The organism is Saccharopolyspora sp. NPDC049357, from assembly GCF_040677225.1.
In the GTDB taxonomy this organism is placed as follows: domain Bacteria; phylum Actinomycetota; class Actinomycetes; order Mycobacteriales; family Pseudonocardiaceae; genus Saccharopolyspora.
The window spans coordinates 143,600-162,692 of the sequence record NZ_JBFAQJ010000001.1 but is presented as its reverse complement, the minus strand read 5'-3'; the positions used below and the strand labels follow the sequence as shown (position 1 = coordinate 162,692).

Genomic DNA, 19,093 nt, shown 5'->3' with positions numbered 1-19,093 from the left:
GGTCCAGCCCTAACGTACGCGGTAGCTGTCCGGCAGCACTCCCTCCGACGCGACAGACCGGGTCATCGCCCGGCCGAGGTTGCGCTCGTGGATGGCGGAGGCACCCTCGTAGATCCGCAGGGTGCGGACGTCGCGCCACATCCGGGGCACCGGGTGCGGTCCGACGATGCCCTCCCCGCCGAGCAACTGCACGCACTGGTCGGCGACCCTGCCGACCATCTCCGAGCAGAACAGCTTGGCCGCCGAAATCCGGTGCCGGGGAATGGTTCCGGCGTCGAACGAGCGTGCTGCGTCGAGGGTGAGCGCGCGCCCGGCTTCCATCTCCGAGTAGCACCGGCCCAGCTGGGCCTGCACGACGCCGAGCTCGGAAAGGGGCGCTCCGAACTGGTGCCTGTTCTGGACGTGGCGAGTGGTCTCCTCGAGCATCCGGGTCGCCTGGCCGACGCAGGTGGCGGCGACGTGCAGCCGGGCGTGGTTGATCCCGCGCATCGCCGCCGCGAGCCCGGTGCCCAGCACCCCGCCGAGCAGCCGGTCCTCGGCGACGACCACCGAGTCCAGGTCGATCTCGCCGACGGGGCCTTCGGCGTGGCCGTTCATGAGGTCGGGAATGCGGGTCGACACACCGGGCGCGGTGCGGTCCACGAGGAACGCGGACACCTCGGCGTCGTCGGTGCGTGCGAAGACCAGCAGCGTGTCCGCCCAGTGCGCATTGGTGATGTAGCGCTTCGACCCGTCGAGGACCCACCCGTCGCCGGTGCGCCGGGCAGTGGTCTGCACGTTGGTGGCGTCCGAGCCGGCCTCCGGTTCGGACAGCGCGAACGACGTGACCTGCCGGCCGGCTGCCATGTCGGGCAGCATCTCGCGGCGCTGCTCCTCGGTGCCGTGATCGAGGATCGCCTGCGAGCAGAGCCCGATCACGGTCGAGAAGCGCGAGCGGTAGACGCACGACGCCCGGGTGAACTCGAACGTCAGCAGCACCTGCTGCTCCATCGTCCAGCCGAACCCGCCATAGCCGGGTGGGATCGAGATGCCGAACAGCCCCAGCTCGGCCATGCGCCCCACGATCCGATCCGGGACCTGACCCGCGGCGACCATGTCGGGCTCGGACGGGATCAGCTCGTCGTCGGTGAACTCGGCGATCGTGCGCAAGTACGCGTCGAAGTCGGGCGTGCCGCTCATCGGGTCTCCATCCCTCGTGGTTGCTCCGGCTTGCCGACGATGCCGTCGTCGGCGAGCCGGTCGATCTCGTCCTCGCTGCGCCCGAGTTCGCGCAGCACGTCGCGGGTGTGCTCACCGAGCCGGGGCGCGGCCGAAGTCCGGCCGCGCACCGTCGCGTCGACCTGGAAGGGCGCGGCCGGGGCGTCGATCCCGAGCTCGTCCAGCTGGACGACCAGGCCCGATGCGGCCAGGTCCGCGTCCTTCACGAGCTCGTCGAACGACCGCACCGAGCCGCACACGATCCCCCGCGCAGCCAGCAGCGCGATGGCGTCGGCACGGGTGAGGTGACCGAGAGCTGAACTCAAGACCTCTTTGAGCGCCGGGCGGTTGGTGACCCTCGACTCGTTGTCGGTGAAGCGCGGGTCGGCGGCGAGTTCGGGCCTGCCGATCGCCGAGCACAGCGCGGCCCACTTGGTCGCGGTGTAGGCCGACACCACGATGGCGCCGTCGACGGTCTGCACGAGATCCGCCGCGGGTGCCACCGCGGGCTGGCCGTTTCCCGTCCGCCGGGGCGCGTCACCGGTGAGGCGGTAGCTCATCCATTGCGTGGACTGAGCCGCCACCACCGCTTCCATCAGAGACGTCTCGACGAGCGCGCCGTTGCCGGTTCGGCCGCGGCGAACCAGCGCGGCGAGCACCCCGGCTGTGAGGGCGTTCGCGGCGAGCACGTCGGCGATGGTGAAGCCGACGCGCTGCGGTTCACCGCCGGCGTCGCCGGTGGTGTGCATGACCCCGAACTCGGCCTGGGCGGCGATGTCCAGGCCCGCTCGTCCCGCCGAGGGGCCGCGGGTTCCGAATCCGGTGACGAACCCGTAGACCAGGTGCGGGTGGCGGGAGCGCGCCTGCTCTGGCCCGATGCCGAGGCGTTCGGCCGAGCCGTGCCGGAAGTTGTGCAGCAGCACGTCCGATCCCGCGCACAGCTCGTCGAGGATCCGGAAGCCCTCAGGTCGACGCAGGTCGACCGCGATGCTGCGCTTGCCGCGGTTGTTCGCGTGCAGCATCGCCTCACCGAACGAACCGACGGAGCGCGCTTGGTCGCCGGCGAGGCTCTCCACCTTGATCACCTCGGCGCCCAAGTCGGCCAGCTGCTGTCCGGCCCCGGGAGCGGCGATGTACTGGCCCAGGTCCACGACCCGGATCCCGGTCAGCGGTGCCTGCGTCATGACGCCTTCCTCATCGCGGTCTCGGTCTCCAGCGCCTGGCGGGCGGCCTCCGGGTTCAGCAGGCGTGCGCCGACCACGGCGCAGGCGCAGATGGCGATGCCGACGACGAGGAACCCGTTCGCGTAGCCCGCGGAAGGCGTCGGTCCGGCTTGGACGATGAGCCCCAGCGCGTAGGGCGCGATGATTCCGGCGATGCTGTAGAACCCGATCACGCACCCGAAGAACGCGGCGCGCTGGCGTTGTGGGAGGAAGTCGGACGCGCCTGCGAAGGCGACGGAGAAGGCGACGCTGTTGATGGAGAAGGTGCAGATCACCAGCACCAGCTGGAGCGTTCCCGGCCCCACCAACGCGAACGTGATCATGCTCAGTCCCGCGAAGACGATGAGCGCGCCGCTGAAGTAGCCGCGAGCGGCCCGTGAGCTCCAGCCCCGAGCGAGGAGCCGGCCGGACAGGTAACCGCTGGTGAGGAGGACGACGATCGCGGTCGCGTAGGGCAGGGTGACCAGCCATCCGACGGTGGTCGGCGAGTAGCCGAGACCTTCGCCGAGGAACGCGGGCAACCAGGAGACCTTCAGCGACGTGATGAGGTAGCCCGCGAACGACATCAGGCTGAGCCCCCAGAAGCTGGGCAGCCGCAGCAACCGCAGGAACGGCACGTCGATGTGGCCGTTCGGGTCCGCTTCGACCTCTGCGGCCACCGGGCGCCTGCGCAGCGGCTGGCGCTCGACGTAGCAGAGCCAGACCGCCAGCCAGAGGATGCCGACCACGATCAGCACGAGGAATGCGGCGTGCCAGGAGTGAGTGACGATCACCCAGGTCAGCGCCGGCGCGGAGATCAGCGGACCGACCGAGGACCCCGCGTTCACGATCGATCCGGCGAACGCGCGCTTCTCCTTCGGGAACCGGTCGGCGACGACGCTCTGGCACAGCGCGTGCGCCGGGCCCTCGAAGAAGCCCAGCACGATCCGCGACACCAGCAGCACGCCGAACGTCGTGGGCACCGCGAGCGGCAGCATGCTCGCCACCCAGGTGAACATGAGGATGGCGGCCGCCCACTTCGCTGAGATCCAGCGCATGGCTGCGGACAACCCCACCGCGCCGACGGCGAACAGCCAGAAGAACGCGCTGCCGATGAGACCGAAGTCCCCGGCGCTCAGCCCGAGGTCATGGCGAATCTGCTGCGACGCCAACCCGACTGCGGCCTTGTCCGCGAAGTTCAGGGTGAAGAAGGCGAAGAGCAGGACGACGACGCCCCAGGCCTTGCGGTCCCGATGGGGGAGCGGCGGTGACACCACCGGTGTCCCGATGTCGGCTGATGCCATGTGAGCCTCCGTCGTGGCCTTGACGTCGTTGACAGGCGCTGCGCTGCGATAACTCCACCGGTGATCGGCGGCGGCAACAAGGCCGGATCCCGAGTCAGGCTTATAGCCAGAGCCGATAGCCCCCACACCGCATGGCCGGGTGGCGCCGCATCGAACCCGCTGGCGGCGGCTGGAAGCAGGTCGGCGAGCGCTTCTCGTGTGGGGCAGGCGAAGTGGACTTCAGCGCGGACAGCGCGGCGGTCCGGTGCCGACCGTCATGGATCAGGTCGACCGACGCCTTCGGCTTGGGACGGGAAACCCGAAGGGTGCGGGCACGGTGCGCGGCGGGCTGGGCCTGCCCGATGGCGCGGCGATCAGCTCGGCGCGTGCCCGAGGGCGCGCAGGAGGAAGGGCAGCATGCGGTCGGCGGTCTCCGTTGCGGTGGCGGCGTCGACCTGGTCCGGCGGCAGCGGGGTGAGGAAGAACCTGCACATCATGGGGCCGATCACCAGATCACCGAGCAGGTCTGAGTTCTCCACCGGGGGGATCTCGCCTCGGTGCACCGCACGTCGAACCGCCTCTTCCATGCGTTGACGCATGGGAAGCACGAAGGTGTTGGTGAGGGCTTCGGCCAGGGCGGTGTTGAACGCGGCCTCGCCGATGAGGGTTCGCAGCACACCTCCTTCCTTCCCGGTCAGGGAAGCCGCCTTGTCTCGGAGCAGGGTGCGCAGGTCGCCTTCGAGCGTGCCGGTGTCGGGCTGCGCTTCGAGTTCCTTCGCGTACGCGGCGGCGGCTGCGACGACCAGGGTCTCCTTGGACGGCCAGCGCCGGTAGAGGGTGGCGGTGGAGGCTCCGGCGCGGGCTGCCACGGCGGCGGTTGTGAGTGCGCTGTAACCACTTTCGGTGAGAACGGCCAGCGTCGCCTCGAGCAGTGCGCGGTCGCGGGTGGCATCGCGGGGGCGTCCCCGGCCTGCTGCGGTCCCGGTCATCGGCCCGCCTCCGAGGACTCCTGGAGCGAGGTGCGCGGAGTGCCGGGTTCGGAGGGCGCGAGCCGTTGCTCAGGGGAGGTGGGTGGAGTCACGGCGCGATCCTACCCCAGTATCGAAACGAAAGGCTGTCGTTTCGTATATGGTAGGTCCCATCACCACTCATGCGGGCGAAAGCTTGACCCCCAGGCTCTGTGCGTGCGTCAGGAGCGGAGCCGTGGTGACCCACCCACTCCCACGAGCTTGGAAAGGGGGCGGGGACGACGGCCCGCAGGGGTCGCGACCCCGACAGCCCATGACCCGGATCGATTACCGCACCCACACCACATTGATCACCGGCGCGAGTTCCGGCCTCGGCGCGGAGTTCGCCCGGCGGCTCGCTGAGCGGGGATCGAACCTCGTGCTGGTCGCGCGCCGCGCGGACCTGCTGGAGGCCCTGGCCGAGGAACTGTCGTCGAAGCACCAGATCACCGCCACGGCGGTGCCCTTCGACCTCACCATGCCGGCGCCGGGTGAGGCGTTGGCCGAGGAGTTGGCGCGCCGGGGGATCACCGTCACCAGCCTCGTCAACAACGCGGGCTTCGGCACCCATGCCCCGTTCCGCCAGGAGGATCCCGACCGCATCCAGAAGGAGATCAGCCTGAACGTGGCCGGTCTGGTCGACGTCACCAAGGCGTTCATCGACCAGCTGACCGGCGTTCTGGTCAACGTGGCCAGCACTCTCGGGTATCAACCGTGGCCCAACGCTGCCGTCTACGGGGCGAGCAAGGCCTTCGTTCTGAGCTTCACCGAGGCCTTGTGGCAGGAGTCGCGAGGCTCCGGGCTGCGCGTGCTCGCGCTGAGCCCGGGCCCGACTCGTACCGAGTTCTTCGACGTGGTCGGCTCGGAGGACATGGCTCGCGGTGCTCGGATGCAGACTCCCGGTCAGGTGGTCGCCACCGCGCTGGACGCGCTCGACCGGCGCAATCCGCCGCCCAGCGTCGTCTCCGGCGCGGTGAACTGGCTGGGCACGCTGATCTCGCGCTTCGCGACCCGCAGGCGCACCGTTCTCGCCGTCGGTGCGATCACCCAGCGGCAGACCCGCACGAGTCGGACCGGCCGCGCTGGAACTCGCTAGACCACTGCGCGGCCCCGTCGCGGGAGTGAGCCCCAACTCCTTGCCTGCCACGTGAGTCTCTCTTTAAGACGGTGTATTGTCGCTGGTATGAGGCGGACGTCTTTCGCGAATTGGCCGTGTTCGATCGCTCGGACGATGGACTTGTTGGGGGATTGGTGGACGCCCCTGGTGTTGCGGGAGGCGTTCTACGGGATTCGGCGCTTCGACGAGTTCCAGGAGTCACTGGGCATCGCGCGCAACACCCTGGCCGATCGGTTGCGCCGGCTGGTGGACGAGGGCCTGATGGAGAAGCAGGCCTACCAGGACGTCCCGGTGCGGTACGACTACGTGCTGACCGAGAAGGGGCGTGACTTCTACGGTGTGCTCGCTGCGATGAACCGCTGGGGCGATCGGTGGCTGGCGGGCGAGAAGGGCGTGCCCGTGGTGATCCACCACGACCGGTGCGGGCACGACACCAGCCCCGAGGTCGTCTGCGCCATGTGCAAGGAACCGCTGAGGTCGGAGGAGGTCAGCAAGCGGATGGGCCCGGGCTACCCACCTCGTCTTGCTGAACGGCCGGATGTGCAGCGGCGCTTCTCCGTGTGAGACCCGGTTACGCGGGCGCCTGATCGGTGTCGGGTGCGCGATCGAGTCCTGAGCTCCGCTGGCGCAGCTCCTTGCGGAGGATCTTCCCGGTCGCGGATTTGGGGATGTGGTCGAGGAAAGCGACCTCTCGGATCTTCTTGTAGGGCGCGAGGCGCGCTGCGGTGAAGGTCAGCACGTCCTCCGCGGTGAGGTCGGGATGTGTCGTCTTGCGCGTGATGAACGCTTTGGGGATCTCCCCGCCGCCTGGGCCGGGTGCGCCGATCACCGCAGCGTCGGCGATGCCCTCGTGGGCGAGGAGAACGGCTTCCAGTTCGGCGGGGGCGATCTGGTAGCCGTTGTACTTGATCAGCTCTTTGACCCTGTCCACGACGCGGAAGACACCGCTTTCGTCGACGGTGACGATGTCGCCGGTGTGCAGGTAACCGTCGGCGTCGACGGTGGCGCTCGTGGCTTCGGGGTTGTTCAGGTAGCCGCGCATGATGTTCGGGCCGCGGCACCACAATTCACCGCGTTGTCCCAGCGCCGCGTCTTCTCCCGTGGTGGGGTCGACGACTCGTGCTTCGACGTTGGGCATCAGGATTCCTATCGAGCCTCGGTCGATGTCGGTCCGGTCCGGCGGGATGCCGTGGGTGCAGGGGCTGCATTCTGTGAGGCCGTATCCCTGCACGACCGCGGCGCCGAGTCGGTCGCTGACGGTTCGCGCGAGCCTGGCGTCGAGTGGCGCGGCAGCCGACATGACGACGTCGAGGCCGCTGAGGTCGTAGTCGTCGACGAGCGGACTGGTGGCCAGCGCCAGTGCGATCGGCGGGACGATGTACACGTGATCGATGCGATGTTCAGCGATCGCGCCCAGGAACGTTGCGAGATCGAACCGCGGCATGACCACGGTCGTAGCGCCCCGGTGGAGCCCTTGATTCATCAGGCCCATCGCGTAGATGTGGGACAGCGGGAGCACGACCAGCGACTGGGAACCGGGCTGAGTCCTGCTGAGGGGGATCGTCTGCAGCAGGTTCGCGACGAGGTTGCGGTGCGTGAGCATCACCCCCTTCGGCAGGCCGGTAGTGCCCGATGAGTACGGCAGGGCCGCCAAGTCGTCGCCTGCGACCCTGACGGTGGGCGTGTGCGCCGACATCGTCAGCAGATCGGCGAACGTCGTTTCCGGTACGGCGCTCGCGCCCTGCTGAGGTGGGCCGAGAACGATGATCTCCTCGACCCGGACTCCTTCGTGGGCGACCGCCGCGCGGGCGCAGCCCAGTCCTGCCGACGAGGTGAACAGGATCCGTGCTCCGGCGTCCCGCAGCTGATGAGCGAGCTCGTCCTCGGTGTAGAGGGCGTTCACGGGGGAGACCACGGCGCCTGCGCGGAGGATGCCGTGGAACGCCGCCGGGTAGTCGGCGCAGTTCGGGGAGAACAGGGCGGCTACGTCGCCGCGGCCGAGTCCGCGCTCGGCAAGTCCGGCGGCCACCCGGTCAACGGCATCCGCCAGCTGCCCGTAGCTGTAGGTCTGGGCGGATGCGGTGTCCACGATGGCCGGATCACCGTCGCGGTCGCCATCGCGCGAACCGAAGATGAAGCTGTGGAGGTCGACGTCCGGGATGTCGAAGTCGGGGTAGGTGCTGCGAAAGCTCATCGTCTCTCCTCGTGACGCGCGGAAGTCAGGACTTGGTGCGTGCGGGCTTGGGTTCCTTCGGCAGTCCGAGCAAGAGCTCGCCGATGATGCCGCGCTGGACTTGGGAGGAGCCGGCGTAGATCGTTCCGGCGCGCGCGTTGAGATAGACGCTGGTCCACGATGCAGTGGAATTGGGAGCCCCCGGGTCGTCGGTCTGGTACCAGTTCGGCGAGGGGCGTCCGGTGGGCGTGAGCGCGTCGGCGCCGAGCACGTCGAGCGCGAGTTCTGTGGCCACTCGGTGGTATTCGCTCCAGAGCAGCTTGAAGGCCGCCGCGTTCGGGCCGGGCTCCTCACCAGCGATCAGGCCGCTGGCGGTGCGCAGGCCGTGGCAGCGCAGCTGCTCCACTTGCACGTGGCACCAGGCGATGCGGCGACGGATGTCGGGGTCGTGCTCCAGCCCGCGCTCTCGGACCATGTCCACGAGTCGGCTGAGCTCGTTGCGGAAGCGGATGGGCGCGTGGAGTGCGGTCTCCCCGCGCTCGAAGCCGAGCAGCGTCATCGCGACCTGCCAGCCGCTGTCGACCGGCCCGACGACCAGACCGCGCTCGGTCGTCGCTGCGTCGAAGAACACTTCGTTGAAGTCCGCGTCACCGGTGATGTTGCGGATCGGCCGGATCTCCACGCCGGGCTGGTCCAGCGGGACGAGCAGCATGCTGATCCCTCGATGCGGTGCCGCTTCGGGGTTGGTGCGGGCCAGCACGAACATCCAGTTCGCCCGATGGGCGCCGGAGGACCACAGCTTCTGCCCGTCGAGCACCCAGGAGTCGCCGTCGGGCCGGGCGCGCAGCGACAGCGACGCCAGGTCGGACCCGGCTCCGGGCTCGGAGAAGCCCTGAGCGAAGACGTACTCGCCGGAGACGATCTTCGGCAGGAACCGCTGGAGCAGGGCGGGTTCGGACCAGCGCAGCATGGTGTTGCCGAGCATGTTGATGCCGAAGGCGTCGTTGTCGGAGCCGAACGGGATGCCTGCCCCGGTCAGCTCCTCGACCAGCACGATCAGCTCAGAGGCGCCGAGTCCGGCACCGCCGTGCTCCACCGGCCAGGTCGGCGCGACCCATCCTCGTTCGGCCAAGGCCGCTCGAGTCTGAATGTGGAACTCCGTGCGCTCGGATTCCCCGAGCGCTCCGATGCCACGCCACCCAGGCGGGACGAGGTCTGCGACGAAAGACCTGACTGATTCACGGAAGTCGTCGATCCCCGCGTCGCCGACCGGGGTTCCCGGCACGTTCACTGCTGCCTCCTGGCGTTCGACTTTGAGCGCGTGAACACAACAGTTGCGTAGAGAGACCCGATAGTCAATGCTACGTGGCAGTCTTGCTTCCCTGGTTGGAGGAGAAGTCGATGAGTTTCGCCCTGACAGATGAGCAGCTCGAGCTGCGGCGAACTTCCGGGAAGGTGTTCGGTGACGCCGAGCGGAAGAACCCGCTGCCACCTTCATGGGACGCGGTTCCCAGCCGTCTCGATCGCGACTTGTGGTCGTCGCTGGGCGAGCTCGGCCTGCTGGGGATCGGCGTTGCCGAGGAGCTCGGTGGCTCCGGCGGCGGCGCGAGGGAGTTGTGCGTGCTCGCCGAGCAGGTCGGCTCGGCACTGCCGTCGATCCCGTTCGCCGGATCGGCAGTGGTGGCCGCCATGCTGGCCGCACAGCCAGAAGACAGCCCCGCCAGGAAAGTGCTCGGCGACGTCGTCGCCGGTTCGAGGGTCGCAACAGCAGCGTGGGGAACCTTCCCGGCGGTGATCGAGCCCGGCCGCGGGAGCGGCGACCTGCGCCAGTCGGCATCTCAGGTGGAGGGAACGGTCTCAGCGGTGCCGTTCGGGCTCGACGCCGATCTCCTGGTGGCGTTCGGCGACGACAACGAGGCGATGCTGATCGACCTTTCGAGCACGGGGGTGCGTCGGACCGCTGCAGCGGCCGTGTTGGACCTGACCGAGCCGTTGGCGACCGTCGAGCTCAGCGGCGTCACGGCGGTACCACTGGGCCCGTGCGCGGTCGATGACCTCCTGCGCACGGTGTTCGCAGCTGAACTGGTGGGCACCGGGCAGCGCGCCCTCGACGGTGCCGTGGACTACGCCGGCCAGCGCCACCAGTTCGGCCGCGCCATCGGATCGTTCCAGTCCCTCAAGCACATGCTGGCCGATCGCTACGTCCAGCTCGACGCGGCCCGCATGCTCGTCCAGCGCGCCGCCGCGGCCATCGATGACGGGCTGCCGGAGACCGAGTCCGCAGCGCGCACCGCGCTCGTCGCGGCCTGCGATGCGGCGACGTCGGCGAGCGGAGACGCGCTGCAGGTGCACGGCGGCATCGGATTCACCTGGGAGCACCCCTCGCACGTGTACCTGAAGCGGGCGCGTGCGCGCCGCTCGCTGCTGGGCTCCTCGTCCCGGCAATGGGACGCGATCGCCGACCACGTCCTCAACACCCACTGACCTGGAGGAACCCAAGATCATGAAACTCGGTGTCAACCTCGGCTATTGGGGCCTCGGCGGTGAGCGCGACAACATCGCCGTCGCTCAGGAAGCCGATCGGCTCGGCTACTCGGTCTGCTGGGCCGCCGAGGTGTACGGCTCGGACGCCGCCACCGTCCTGGCCTACATCGCGGCCCACACGGAACGGATCGACGTGGGATCAGCCATCTTCCAGATCCCCGCCCGCACGCCGGCGATGACCGCGATGACGGCGGCGACCCTGGACACCCTCTCCGGCGGGCGGTTCCGGCTCGGTCTGGGCGTGTCCGGTCCGCAGGTCTCGGAAGGCTGGTACGGCGTCAAGTTCGACAAGCCCCTGGCCCGCACCCGCGAATACGTGGAGATCGTCCGCACCGCCTTGTCGCGGGAGCGGCTCGCCTACGACGGAACGCACTGGACGCTGCCACTACCGGACGGGCCCGGGAAAGCGTTGAAGCTGACCATCCACCCCGTCCGCGACCGCATCCCGATCTACATCGCAGCGATCGGCCCGAAGAACCTGGAGCAGACCGGACGGATCGCCGACGGGTGGCTCGGCATCTTCTTCGCACCCGAGCAGGCCGAGGTCTCCCTCGCTCCCTTGCGGGCAGGCAGGGGCGGCAGCCTGGACGGCTTCGACGTCGGCGCCCTGGTCCCGGCCCAGGTGACGCCGAGCAACAGCGAAGCCGACATCCGCACCGCCGCGGACGCCCAGCGCGCCTACACCGCGCTCTACGTGGGCGGCATGGGCAGCAAGGACAAGAACTTCTACAACCAGCTCGCCTGCCGGATGGGCTTCGAGTCAGCGGCGCAGGAGATCCAGGACAAGTACCTCGCAGGCGATCCGGCCGGTGCCGCGGCTGCTGTACCGCAGGACCTCATCGACTCGACAACGCTGCTGGGCACCAAGGAGCGAATGGCCGACAGGCTCAAGGCCTACGCCGAGGCGGGAGTGACCACGCTGACCGTCGCACCCGGCGGTTTCGCCCCCGGTGGCAGGGGGCCGGGCTTGGAGGAGCGGCTGACGATGCTGCGCACGGTCGTCGAAGCCGCAGAACTCGCCGGAGTGTGAGACCACGGCACCGACTCGCGCACCGACGCGGTCTCCGCCGACGAACGAGTCAGGCGGAGGCCGCGTTCGTGTTCGAAGGCATTAGGCGAGGCCTTGTCGGCGCATCTGCCGGGAGAAGCACGCGCGACACATCGGTCCCTCCGGGATCAGCCTGGCCAAGCCGGGTTGGCGGGCCGGGACGGTGGGATCGGGTGTTCCTTGGCAGATCTCACCATGCCCGACCTGCCAACATGCGCACGTGCAGAACGAGAGGAAGGTCCAGCCCGACGCGTGTTCGCTAGAGCGGTAGGTCATGGAGTTCCCCCATGAGAGCTCGGGTGTTCGGGCCAACGCCCAGCGGTAGCGCTTCCCGCAGGTCATCCTGCGTGTCGACATCCCGGTGGACGGTCAGGAAGGACGGGTGGGAGAGTTCAGCGGCTCCCATGTCCAGGTGCGCCAGTCGTGATCGATCGCCGAACCGGGGCAGGTCCGACGCGTCGTAGCGCCTGAAGAACGCGGTCGTACCGGTGCCTGCGGCGTCGGCGACGAAGCTCACCGGATGTCGGCCCGCCAATCGGAACGCCGTGTCCAGCTCGGAGCTTCGCGCGGCCGGGAGGTCCCCTGTCACCACGGCGGTTCCCGCCCGCGCCGATGCGCGTTCGGCCTCGGCCATCCCTGTTCGGACGGCCTGCTGGAGGCCGCCACCGGGGTCGCCGAGGACTGCCAGATCGCGTGCTGGATGCGAGCGCCAGATGTGGGTGTCGCTGGTGACGATGACGATGCGGCCCACGGCTTCGCAGGCCGCGACCGCGTCAACGGTGTCGCGCGACATGGCCAACGCGAGTCGGGGGCGTGCCGCACCGATTTCCAGCCGGGACTTGGCGCGCGCGAGTGCCTTGAGCGGAATCACCACGTGCCACCGGGCGGACTGGGGTTGTGAGTGGTTGCTCATGCTCGGCGGCTGCCTGAGCGGGCAGCGGGGAGTCGGCCGTAGGTCGTCGTGCGCTGCCGGGCAGGTCGTCCCACGCGCGCTGCCAGCGCGTTGAGTTCTGCGGGGGTGCGTGCCGAACCGTGCTCCGAGCCGGCCATGCGGGAGATCGTTTCTTCCATGAGGCTGCCGCCGATGTCGTTCGCGCCGGCGCGCAGGATTCGTGCGGTGTCGGCGTCTCCGAGCTTGACCCAGGAGCACTGCACGTTGTCGATGCGTCCGTGCAGGGCCAGTCGGGCGAAGGCGTGCACGGCGAGGTTGTCGCGCATCGTCGGTCCGGGCCGCGCGATACCGGCGAGGTAGATCGGGGAGCTGTGGTGCACGAACGGCAACCCGACGAACTCGGTGAATCCGCCGGTGTCGGCGGCGATTCGCGCCAGCACCCGCAGGTGGGTCAGCCAGTGACCGGGGTGGTCGACGTGCCCGTACATCATCGTGCTGGACGACGGGATGCCCAGGCGATGCGCTGTGGTGACCACGTCGATCCACGTCTGCGCCGGGAGCTTGCCCTTGGTGAGCACCCACCGCACGTCGTCGTCGAGGATTTCCGCGGCCGTGCCGGGGATCGAGCCGAGTCCGGCGTCGCGGAGTTCGGTCAACCAGTCCTCGACGCTGACACCGGCCTTGGACGCTGCGGAGACGATCTCCATCGGGGAGAAGGCGTGCACGTGCATGTCCGGTACGGCCTTCTTGATCGCCCGGACGATGCCCGCGTAGTAGTCGACGGGGAGCTTCGGATCGATACCGCCCTGGATGCACACCTCGGTCGCCCCTGCCGCCGCAGCCTCGACCGCGCGCGCGGCGACTTCCTCGGTCGAGAGCCGGTAGGCGTCCGCGTCCCGCTCGCGCTGAGCGAAGGCGCAGAAGCGGCACCCGACGTAGCAGACGTTGGAGAAGTTGATGTTGCGGTTGATGACGTAGGTGACGTCGTCGCCGACGACGCCGGCGCGCAGCTCGTCGGCGAGCCGGGTCAGCGCGTCCAGCTCCGCACCGTCGGCCGTGAGCAGGGCCATCGCAGAGGTGGTGTTGGACTCGTGCAGCAGCGCGGCCGGGTCCTCGGCGGCGATCCGGAGTCCCTCGCGAGCCTCGGGCGTGAGCCTTTCCGGTGCGGACTGCGCAGCCGGTGACGGTCGGGCCTGGTCGTGCAGCATGTCCCAGTCGCCGTAGACGGTGTCGAAGTCGCTGCGGCGACCGGAGAGACGCCCTTCGTCATCGATGGCGGAGTGCAGATCCGCCCGGCCGGTGTTCTCGAGCCCGCCGTCAGGTTCTTGCCAGGGTCGGCCCGCGACGACGGCGTCGTGCTCGCCGAGACCGTCGTCGGTCGCCAGGGCCGCCACGTGGGGGTGGATGCGGGGGTCGATCCACTTGTCCGCATCGCGGACGTATCTGGGGTAGGCCGTCAGACGTTCGTGAAGCCGGTACCCGGCAGCGTCGGTCCACGCGGCGAGGGCGTCGATCTGCGGCCACGGGCGCTCGGGGTTCACGTGGTCGGCCGTGATCGGGGAAACCCCGCCCCAATCATCGATCCCGGCTTTGAGGAGCAGCGCGTGCTGATCGCCGATGAGGTTCGGCGGTGCCTGCACGCTCACGCCGGGCGGCATGAGCAGCCGCGCCACCGCGGTGGTCGCCGCCAGGTCCTCGATGCTCGCATCGGGGCTCGCGCGCATCGCCGTGTCCGGTTTGGACCGGAAGTTCTGCACGATGATCTCTTGGACGTTGCGGTACTGCTTGGCGCGCTGCCGGATCGCGTGCAGCGATTCGGCGCGCTCCGTCCGCGTTTCACCGATGCCGATCAGGATGCCGGTGGTGAACGGGACGCCCACGCGGCCGGCGTCGTCGAGCACTCGCAACCGCACGGCGGGTTCCTTGTCCGGGCTCGCGTAGTGCGGGCCGGACTTCTCCGACCACAACCGGTCGGCCGTGGTCTCCAACATCATCCCCATGCTGGGTGTGACCGGCTTGAGCCGCTGGAGTTCCTCCCAGCTCAGCACGCCCGGGTTGAGGTGGGGGAGCAGCCCGGTTTCCTCGAGCACGGCGATCGCGCACGCCCGCACGTAGTCGACGGTGGAGTCGTAACCGCGCTCGGCCAGCCACTGCTGGGCCTGCGGCCAGCGGTCCTCAGGTCGGTCACCGAGTGTGAACAGCGCTTCCTTGCACCCGGCTGCGGCCCCGGCGCGGGCGATGCTGACGACTTCGTCGCGCTCGAGGTAGTGGGCGTCGAGCTTGCCGGGGACTGTTGCGAACGTGCAGTAGTGGCAGCGGTCGCGGCACAGCCGCGTCAGGGGGATGAAGACCTTCCGGCTGTAGGTGACGATGCCGGAACGTCCTTGATCGGCGAGGTGCTGATCGCGGACCCGACCTGCCACGTCCAGGAGTCTCTCGAGGTCGTCGCCTCGCGCGTGCAGCAGCGTTGAGGCTTCGCCGACGTCCAAGGTGGCGCCGTCCGACGCACGTCGCAGGGCGCGCCGGATGGCGGACGGCGCCGGTGCGGAGGAACTGGGCGAAGTCGTCACGGCTTGCTACTCCATGATTGCGAAGGGGCCCCGCTGTCGGGTCGATCCGCGTCCCGCTTGACCAGACGTGCGCATCGCGGAGCGAACACGCCGATAGTTGTTTAAAGAGACTTAGCTGTCAAGGGCCGTGCAGGCAGGGCAGAAGGCCGTGCAACGGTGGCGAGGGCGGGCTGGTCGGTTCGCCGCGCTGCACTGATGAGGTGCGGTTGTGTCCGCGTTTCTGCTGTGGACTGCGCTCACGACATGCCCGGTGGCTCGCGGCGGTCTTGACACCATAGTCCAAATGAGCAACTGTTCTGTTCAGAGTGCTTTTGACGGATCTTCGGTGGTGGAGAGGAGCTCGGCGGGCGATGGAGTGGACAGGTGCGCGGTATGCGGACAAACCGACGGTGCAGGTGGAGACCTGGATCAACGCCTCGCCGGAGCGGGTGTGGGGGCTCGTGTCAGACATCGAGCTGATGCCCGAGTTGAGCCCGGAGCTCCAATCGGTGGAATGGCAGGACGGGGCGACCGGGCCGGCCCTGGGAGCGCGGTTCATCGGACGCAGCGAGCACGATGCGCTGGGCCAATGGCAGACGACCTCGCACATCGTTGACTTCGACCCGCCGAGGTCCTTCGGCTGGGCGGTGGAGGATCCGGACAACCCGACCGCGATCTGGCGATTCACGGTTCTGCCCGAAGGTGACGGCACGCTGCTGCGGCAGTGGATGCAGATGGGGCCCGCGCCCTCCGGGCTTTCGCTGGCGATCGAGCGGATGCCGGACAAGGAGCAGAAGATCGTGTTCGTGCGGCTGCGGGAGTTCGAGACCAACATGACCGGCACGCTTGCGGCGATCAAGGATCTGGCCGAGGGCACGGGGAAGGCAGGTTCCTGATGCGGACAGCGACGACGATCGAAGGCTCGGGCGGTGCTTGGCCGGAGGTGGTCGAGTACGTGGTGGAGGCCGAGAAGCTCGGGCTGGACATCTGCTGGGTGGCCGAGGCGTGGGGCTCCGATGCCCCGTCACCCTTGGGGTTCTTGGCGGCGCGCACGGAGCGGATGCTGCTGGGCTCGGGGATCATGCAGCTGGGCACGAGGACTCCGGTGGGGATCGCGCAGGCGGCGATCACCTTGTCGCAGCTCTCGGAGGGCCGCTTCCTGCTCGGTTTGGGGCCGTCGGGTCCGCAGGTGATCGAGGGTCTGCACGGCGTGCCGTTCGCTCGTCCGCTGGTGCGCATGCGCGAAACCGTCGAGGTCGTCCGCCAGGCGGCTGCCGGGGAGAAGATCTCCTTCGAGGGCAAGCACTTCGCGATCCCGCTTCCGGGTGGGGAAGGCAAGCCGATGCGCCTGTCGATGCGCGCCGAGCACGACATCCCGATCTACCTGGCCACGTTGTCGCCGGCCATGCTGAAGCTGACCGGCAAGATCGCCGACGGGTGGCTCGGCACCAGCTTCGTGCCCGAAGGTGCCGATGCGGCGTACTTCACGCACCTGGATGCCGGGCTCGCCGAGTCCGGACGGTCGCGTGCCGATCTCGACGTCTGCCAGGGAGCCGAAGTCGCGTTCGCCCGAGACGAGGACGAGTTGCGCGGGATGCTGGGGGAGCGCAAGCAGAAGCTGGCGTTCAGCCTGGGCGGCATGGGCTCGGCCAGCACCAACTTCTACAACAGCGCCTACAGCCGGCAGGGCTGGGCGGACGTTGCTGCCGAGGTCTATCAGAAGTGGCAGGCCGGGGACCGCGACGGCGCCGCTGAACTCGTCACCGACGAGATGGTGCTGGGCACCACCCTGCTCGGCACCGAGGACATGGTCCGCGACCGGCTGCGGGTGTGGCGCGACGCAGGCGTGGACACCGTCCGCTTCTACCCGGCCGGAGACACCCTCGAAGACCGGTTGACCACCTTGGGCAAGGCGATCGAGCTGGCCCACGGACTCGAATGAGAGCGTCGGTCTCGCAGGCGTTGTGAGAGCGGTCGGGGGCTTGGGACGGGGCCGAAAGCGGCCCTGGGTGCGGGAAGCGTGGCGCTGCGGACCCCATCGCTTCCCGCACCCCACCACCACTGACACCGGCCCATCCCTGATCGCAGCATTCTGGCCCATGCAGCAGGGGGAGTGATGAATATGAGCCGAGCGTCGGCTGCAACGGTCACCGAGGTCGCGCACGAGGTCGTGCGTTTGTCGATCGACACCGGTATGCCCTTCGGCGCCTTCCGCGAGCGGTACGAGCAGGCTGTGCCGTCGTTGGACGTCGATCGGTTCACGAGCCTGGTGTCCGGGCAGAACGGCTGGGACGACATCGTTGCCGCCACGGCCGAGAACGCGCCGCACGGATTCATCCGGTACTGGAGCTCGGATGTCGCCAGCCTGATGCGGTTGGCCGGGGACGCCGGTTCCTGCGCGTCCTACCTGATGGGCAATCACACGATCGCTCAGCGGATGTACACGCACGACCCGGCGGTGATGCTGTACGCACCACTGCGCACCGCGCTTCACGAAGACCGCCAGGGCGCGGCCTGGTTCTCCGTCGATCAGCCGAGCACCCGGTTCGCCAGCTTCGGGAATGCGGACATCGCGGAGGTCGGCCTGGAATTGGACGCCAAACTGGCCGTCTTGCTCGGAGTTCTCGACGTCCCAGTGCCGCACCGCCTGGTTCCGTGAACCCGTTCTCGACAAGAGCTCCAGCGGCTTCTCGATCCCCGCGCGCTGCTTCCATGAACGCTCGTCCTCACGCGACGACGCCATCCCCGAGCCTCACGACGGCGTCGAGGTCGGGCTCGTCGTCGTTGTCGACGACGACGTGTCGAGCGCCGGTCCAGGCGCAGTGTTGGGCTCCCAGTCGTTGCCAGAAGGCCGGCCAGGCGGCGAGCTTGGCCTTGTCGCGTGCCAGGGCTCGTTGAGTGAGGCGCGCTCGGACGGTCTCGGCGGAGGTCCGCACTTCGATCACGATGATGGGTGTTGCCTCGGGCCAGGGAACTCGGCCTGCTGAGGTGGTCAAGAAATCCGGGTCGCCGAGGTAAGCCGCGAATGGGGCGTCGAGGACGACCGGGAGTCCTAGTCGGAGGTTGTCCGCTGCGGTGGTGAACAGGGCTGCGTATTCGGCCGGCATGAGCTGTTCGACGTAGGTCGGGTCGTCTTCGCGTCCTCCGGCTCGTCGGCCGGCGAGTTCGAGCGCTGCGTCCACGATCTCGCCGGCGATGGAGTCCTTGTCGAGGTAGACCGCGCGGAGCTTGCGTGCGAGTTCTCGGGCGACGTGGGACTTTCCCGAACCCGCAGGTCCGATCGTGACGAAAGCCGGTGGCAGTTCGGGATTCGTTTCAGGCGCGGGCATCGGCCACCGCTCCGAGGAATGACCGGGCCGCCGCACGCACCGGGTGTTGCTCGGTGGTTTCCCGCCGTCCGGCCTTGGTGATGAAGCTTCCGACGCCGACGGCCGCGACTCCGGCATCGAACCAGTCGGCCACGTTGTCCGGGGATACACCACCGGCCGGGACCAGGGGGATGTGTCCGAGCGGCTCGAGCACGGCGCGGGCGTAGTCGCGGTTGAGCACCGACGAGGGGAACAGCTTGACCAGATCAGCCCCCGCCGTGGCGGCTTGGACGATCTCGGTGGGTGTTGCCGCTCCGCAGATGCTCACGACCTGGTAGCGGCCGGCGGTCTCGAGCATTCCGCGGTCGAGGTGGGGGCTGACCAGGAAGCGCGCGCCGGCCTGGATGCTGGCGTAGGCCGAGGTGGAGTCGAGCACGCTGCCGGCGCCGACTTCGGCCTCCGGGTGCTCCGAGCTCAGCCTTCGAATCACGTCCAAGGCACCTGGCGTCGTGAGCGTCACTTCGACCGCTCGAATCCCGCCGGCGATGGCCTCGCGGGCCACCTCGTAGGACTCCTCGGCGGTCGGGAGACGCACGATCAACACGGTGCCGGTGTCGTGCACGGCGGTCAGGGTGCGCATCTTGCGCATCGAGTCACCTCGCTGGGTTGTGGTCGGTGTTGACAGACCTTAGGACCTTCTGCTTGCGTAATGCAACCGATTGCAGCAACCGATTGCAGCAATCGATCTCAGTCCGATGAGCAGCGGTAACGTA

General features: G+C 68.8%; 17 protein-coding genes. 7 read left to right on the top strand and 10 right to left on the bottom strand.

Annotated features, from left to right (window positions below):
• Positions 1 to 9 precede the first annotated feature (9 nt).
• The 4 genes from AB0J91_RS00750 to AB0J91_RS00735 form a co-directional block, all read right to left on the bottom strand.
• Positions 10 to 1,179 (bottom strand): acyl-CoA dehydrogenase family protein, encoded by a 1,170-nt coding sequence (locus tag AB0J91_RS00750; protein ID WP_363862497.1) that lies wholly within the window; start codon positions 1,177 to 1,179, stop codon positions 10 to 12.
• Entirely contained in the window at positions 1,176 to 2,381 is a 1,206-nt protein-coding gene (locus AB0J91_RS00745; RefSeq protein ID WP_363862494.1) for a CoA transferase, read from the bottom strand. The genes AB0J91_RS00750 and AB0J91_RS00745 overlap by 4 nt, the downstream gene beginning before the upstream one ends.
• Entirely contained in the window at positions 2,378 to 3,703 is a 1,326-nt protein-coding gene (locus AB0J91_RS00740; protein WP_363862491.1) for an MFS transporter, read from the bottom strand. Before AB0J91_RS00740 ends, AB0J91_RS00745 begins: the two co-directional genes overlap by 4 nt.
• 353 nt (positions 3,704 to 4,056) lie before the next feature.
• Positions 4,057 to 4,671 carry a TetR-like C-terminal domain-containing protein gene (locus AB0J91_RS00735; protein WP_363862488.1) on the bottom strand — a complete coding sequence of 205 codons (615 nt, stop codon included), beginning with the start codon at positions 4,669 to 4,671 and terminating at the stop codon, positions 4,057 to 4,059.
• Between the two features lie 292 nt (positions 4,672 to 4,963).
• Here AB0J91_RS00735 and AB0J91_RS00730 point away from each other — a divergent pair, with 292 nt between their 5' ends.
• Together AB0J91_RS00730 and AB0J91_RS00725 are read left to right on the top strand one after the other, a co-directional pair.
• The gene (locus AB0J91_RS00730) at positions 4,964 to 5,785 is read left to right on the top strand and encodes an SDR family oxidoreductase (RefSeq protein WP_363862485.1); all 822 of its coding nucleotides are present in this window, start codon (positions 4,964 to 4,966) and stop codon (positions 5,783 to 5,785) included.
• A gap of 87 nt (positions 5,786 to 5,872) precedes the next feature.
• Positions 5,873 to 6,370, top strand: coding sequence for a helix-turn-helix domain-containing protein (locus AB0J91_RS00725; RefSeq protein ID WP_363787731.1), 498 nt, complete (start codon positions 5,873 to 5,875; stop codon positions 6,368 to 6,370).
• A 7-nt stretch (positions 6,371 to 6,377) separates the two neighbouring features.
• On the opposite strand, the gene AB0J91_RS00720 is transcribed toward AB0J91_RS00725, so the two are convergent.
• Both AB0J91_RS00720 and AB0J91_RS00715 read right to left on the bottom strand, forming a co-directional pair.
• Entirely contained in the window at positions 6,378 to 8,000 is a 1,623-nt protein-coding gene (locus tag AB0J91_RS00720; RefSeq protein ID WP_363862482.1) for an AMP-binding protein, read from the bottom strand.
• Between the two features lie 25 nt (positions 8,001 to 8,025).
• Positions 8,026 to 9,264 (bottom strand): acyl-CoA dehydrogenase family protein, encoded by a 1,239-nt coding sequence (locus AB0J91_RS00715; RefSeq protein ID WP_363863001.1) that lies wholly within the window; start codon positions 9,262 to 9,264, stop codon positions 8,026 to 8,028.
• Between the two features lie 116 nt (positions 9,265 to 9,380).
• On the opposite strand from AB0J91_RS00715, the gene AB0J91_RS00710 reads away from it, so the two are divergent.
• Positions 9,381 to 10,463: an acyl-CoA dehydrogenase family protein gene (locus tag AB0J91_RS00710; RefSeq protein ID WP_363862479.1), complete on the top strand. Its 1,083-nt coding sequence runs from the start codon at positions 9,381 to 9,383 to the stop codon at positions 10,461 to 10,463.
• A gap of 19 nt (positions 10,464 to 10,482) precedes the next feature.
• Positions 10,483 to 11,553 carry an LLM class F420-dependent oxidoreductase gene (locus tag AB0J91_RS00705; RefSeq protein ID WP_363862476.1) on the top strand — a complete coding sequence of 357 codons (1,071 nt, stop codon included), beginning with the start codon at positions 10,483 to 10,485 and terminating at the stop codon, positions 11,551 to 11,553.
• Positions 11,554 to 11,830: 277 nt separating this feature from the next.
• Here the strand turns inward: AB0J91_RS00705 and cofC are convergent, their stop codons facing one another.
• A complete protein-coding gene (cofC, locus tag AB0J91_RS00700) occupies positions 11,831 to 12,484 on the bottom strand; it encodes a 2-phospho-L-lactate guanylyltransferase (protein WP_363862473.1) in 654 nt (217 codons plus the stop codon).
• On the bottom strand, positions 12,481 to 15,033 hold the full coding sequence (locus tag AB0J91_RS00695) for a bifunctional FO biosynthesis protein CofGH (RefSeq protein ID WP_363862470.1): 2,553 nt from the start codon (positions 15,031 to 15,033) through the stop codon (positions 12,481 to 12,483). The genes cofC and AB0J91_RS00695 overlap by 4 nt, the downstream gene beginning before the upstream one ends.
• Positions 15,034 to 15,383: 350 nt before the next feature.
• On the opposite strand from AB0J91_RS00695, the gene AB0J91_RS00690 reads away from it, so the two are divergent.
• The 3 genes from AB0J91_RS00690 to AB0J91_RS00680 all read left to right on the top strand — a co-directional run bounded on the left by AB0J91_RS00690 (position 15,384) and on the right by AB0J91_RS00680 (position 17,671).
• On the top strand, positions 15,384 to 15,908 hold the full coding sequence (locus AB0J91_RS00690; protein ID WP_363862467.1) for an SRPBCC family protein: 525 nt from the start codon (positions 15,384 to 15,386) through the stop codon (positions 15,906 to 15,908).
• On the top strand, positions 15,908 to 16,954 hold the full coding sequence (locus AB0J91_RS00685) for an LLM class flavin-dependent oxidoreductase (protein WP_363862464.1): 1,047 nt from the start codon (positions 15,908 to 15,910) through the stop codon (positions 16,952 to 16,954). The genes AB0J91_RS00690 and AB0J91_RS00685 overlap by 1 nt, the downstream gene beginning before the upstream one ends.
• 180 nt (positions 16,955 to 17,134) lie before the next feature.
• Entirely contained in the window at positions 17,135 to 17,671 is a 537-nt protein-coding gene (locus AB0J91_RS00680; RefSeq protein WP_363862461.1) for a DUF302 domain-containing protein, read from the top strand.
• Positions 17,672 to 17,738: 67 nt separating this feature from the next.
• Here the strand turns inward: AB0J91_RS00680 and AB0J91_RS00675 are convergent, their stop codons facing one another.
• Together AB0J91_RS00675 and AB0J91_RS00670 are read right to left on the bottom strand one after the other, a co-directional pair.
• Positions 17,739 to 18,341 carry an ATP-binding protein gene (locus tag AB0J91_RS00675; protein ID WP_363862458.1) on the bottom strand — a complete coding sequence of 201 codons (603 nt, stop codon included), beginning with the start codon at positions 18,339 to 18,341 and terminating at the stop codon, positions 17,739 to 17,741.
• A complete protein-coding gene (locus tag AB0J91_RS00670) occupies positions 18,328 to 18,969 on the bottom strand; it encodes a bifunctional 4-hydroxy-2-oxoglutarate aldolase/2-dehydro-3-deoxy-phosphogluconate aldolase (RefSeq protein WP_363862455.1) in 642 nt (213 codons plus the stop codon). The genes AB0J91_RS00675 and AB0J91_RS00670 overlap by 14 nt, the downstream gene beginning before the upstream one ends.
• Between the last annotated feature and the right edge of the window lie 124 nt (positions 18,970 to 19,093).

What these genes read in the sequence shown, in the direction of transcription:
- AB0J91_RS00740 (WP_363862491.1), bottom strand. Translation starts at nt 3,703, where the DNA reads ATGGCATCAGCCGACATCGGGACACCGGTGGTGTCACCGCCGCTCCCC.
- AB0J91_RS00705 (WP_363862476.1), top strand. Translation starts at nt 10,483, where the DNA reads ATGAAACTCGGTGTCAACCTCGGCTATTGGGGCCTCGGCGGTGAGCGC.
- AB0J91_RS00745 (WP_363862494.1), bottom strand. Translation starts at nt 2,381, where the DNA reads ATGACGCAGGCACCGCTGACCGGGATCCGGGTCGTGGACCTGGGCCAG.
- AB0J91_RS00735 (WP_363862488.1), bottom strand. Translation starts at nt 4,671, where the DNA reads ATGACCGGGACCGCAGCAGGCCGGGGACGCCCCCGCGATGCCACCCGC.
- AB0J91_RS00685 (WP_363862464.1), top strand. Translation starts at nt 15,908, where the DNA reads ATGCGGACAGCGACGACGATCGAAGGCTCGGGCGGTGCTTGGCCGGAG.
- AB0J91_RS00690 (WP_363862467.1), top strand. Translation starts at nt 15,384, where the DNA reads ATGGAGTGGACAGGTGCGCGGTATGCGGACAAACCGACGGTGCAGGTG.
- AB0J91_RS00675 (WP_363862458.1), bottom strand. Translation starts at nt 18,341, where the DNA reads ATGCCCGCGCCTGAAACGAATCCCGAACTGCCACCGGCTTTCGTCACG.
- AB0J91_RS00720 (WP_363862482.1), bottom strand. Translation starts at nt 8,000, where the DNA reads ATGAGCTTTCGCAGCACCTACCCCGACTTCGACATCCCGGACGTCGAC.
- AB0J91_RS00750 (WP_363862497.1), bottom strand. Translation starts at nt 1,179, where the DNA reads ATGAGCGGCACGCCCGACTTCGACGCGTACTTGCGCACGATCGCCGAG.
- AB0J91_RS00710 (WP_363862479.1), top strand. Translation starts at nt 9,381, where the DNA reads ATGAGTTTCGCCCTGACAGATGAGCAGCTCGAGCTGCGGCGAACTTCC.
- AB0J91_RS00680 (WP_363862461.1), top strand. Translation starts at nt 17,135, where the DNA reads ATGAGCCGAGCGTCGGCTGCAACGGTCACCGAGGTCGCGCACGAGGTC.
- AB0J91_RS00725 (WP_363787731.1), top strand. Translation starts at nt 5,873, where the DNA reads ATGAGGCGGACGTCTTTCGCGAATTGGCCGTGTTCGATCGCTCGGACG.
- AB0J91_RS00670 (WP_363862455.1), bottom strand. Translation starts at nt 18,969, where the DNA reads ATGCGCAAGATGCGCACCCTGACCGCCGTGCACGACACCGGCACCGTG.
- AB0J91_RS00730 (WP_363862485.1), top strand. Translation starts at nt 4,964, where the DNA reads ATGACCCGGATCGATTACCGCACCCACACCACATTGATCACCGGCGCG.
- cofC (WP_363862473.1), bottom strand. Translation starts at nt 12,484, where the DNA reads ATGAGCAACCACTCACAACCCCAGTCCGCCCGGTGGCACGTGGTGATT.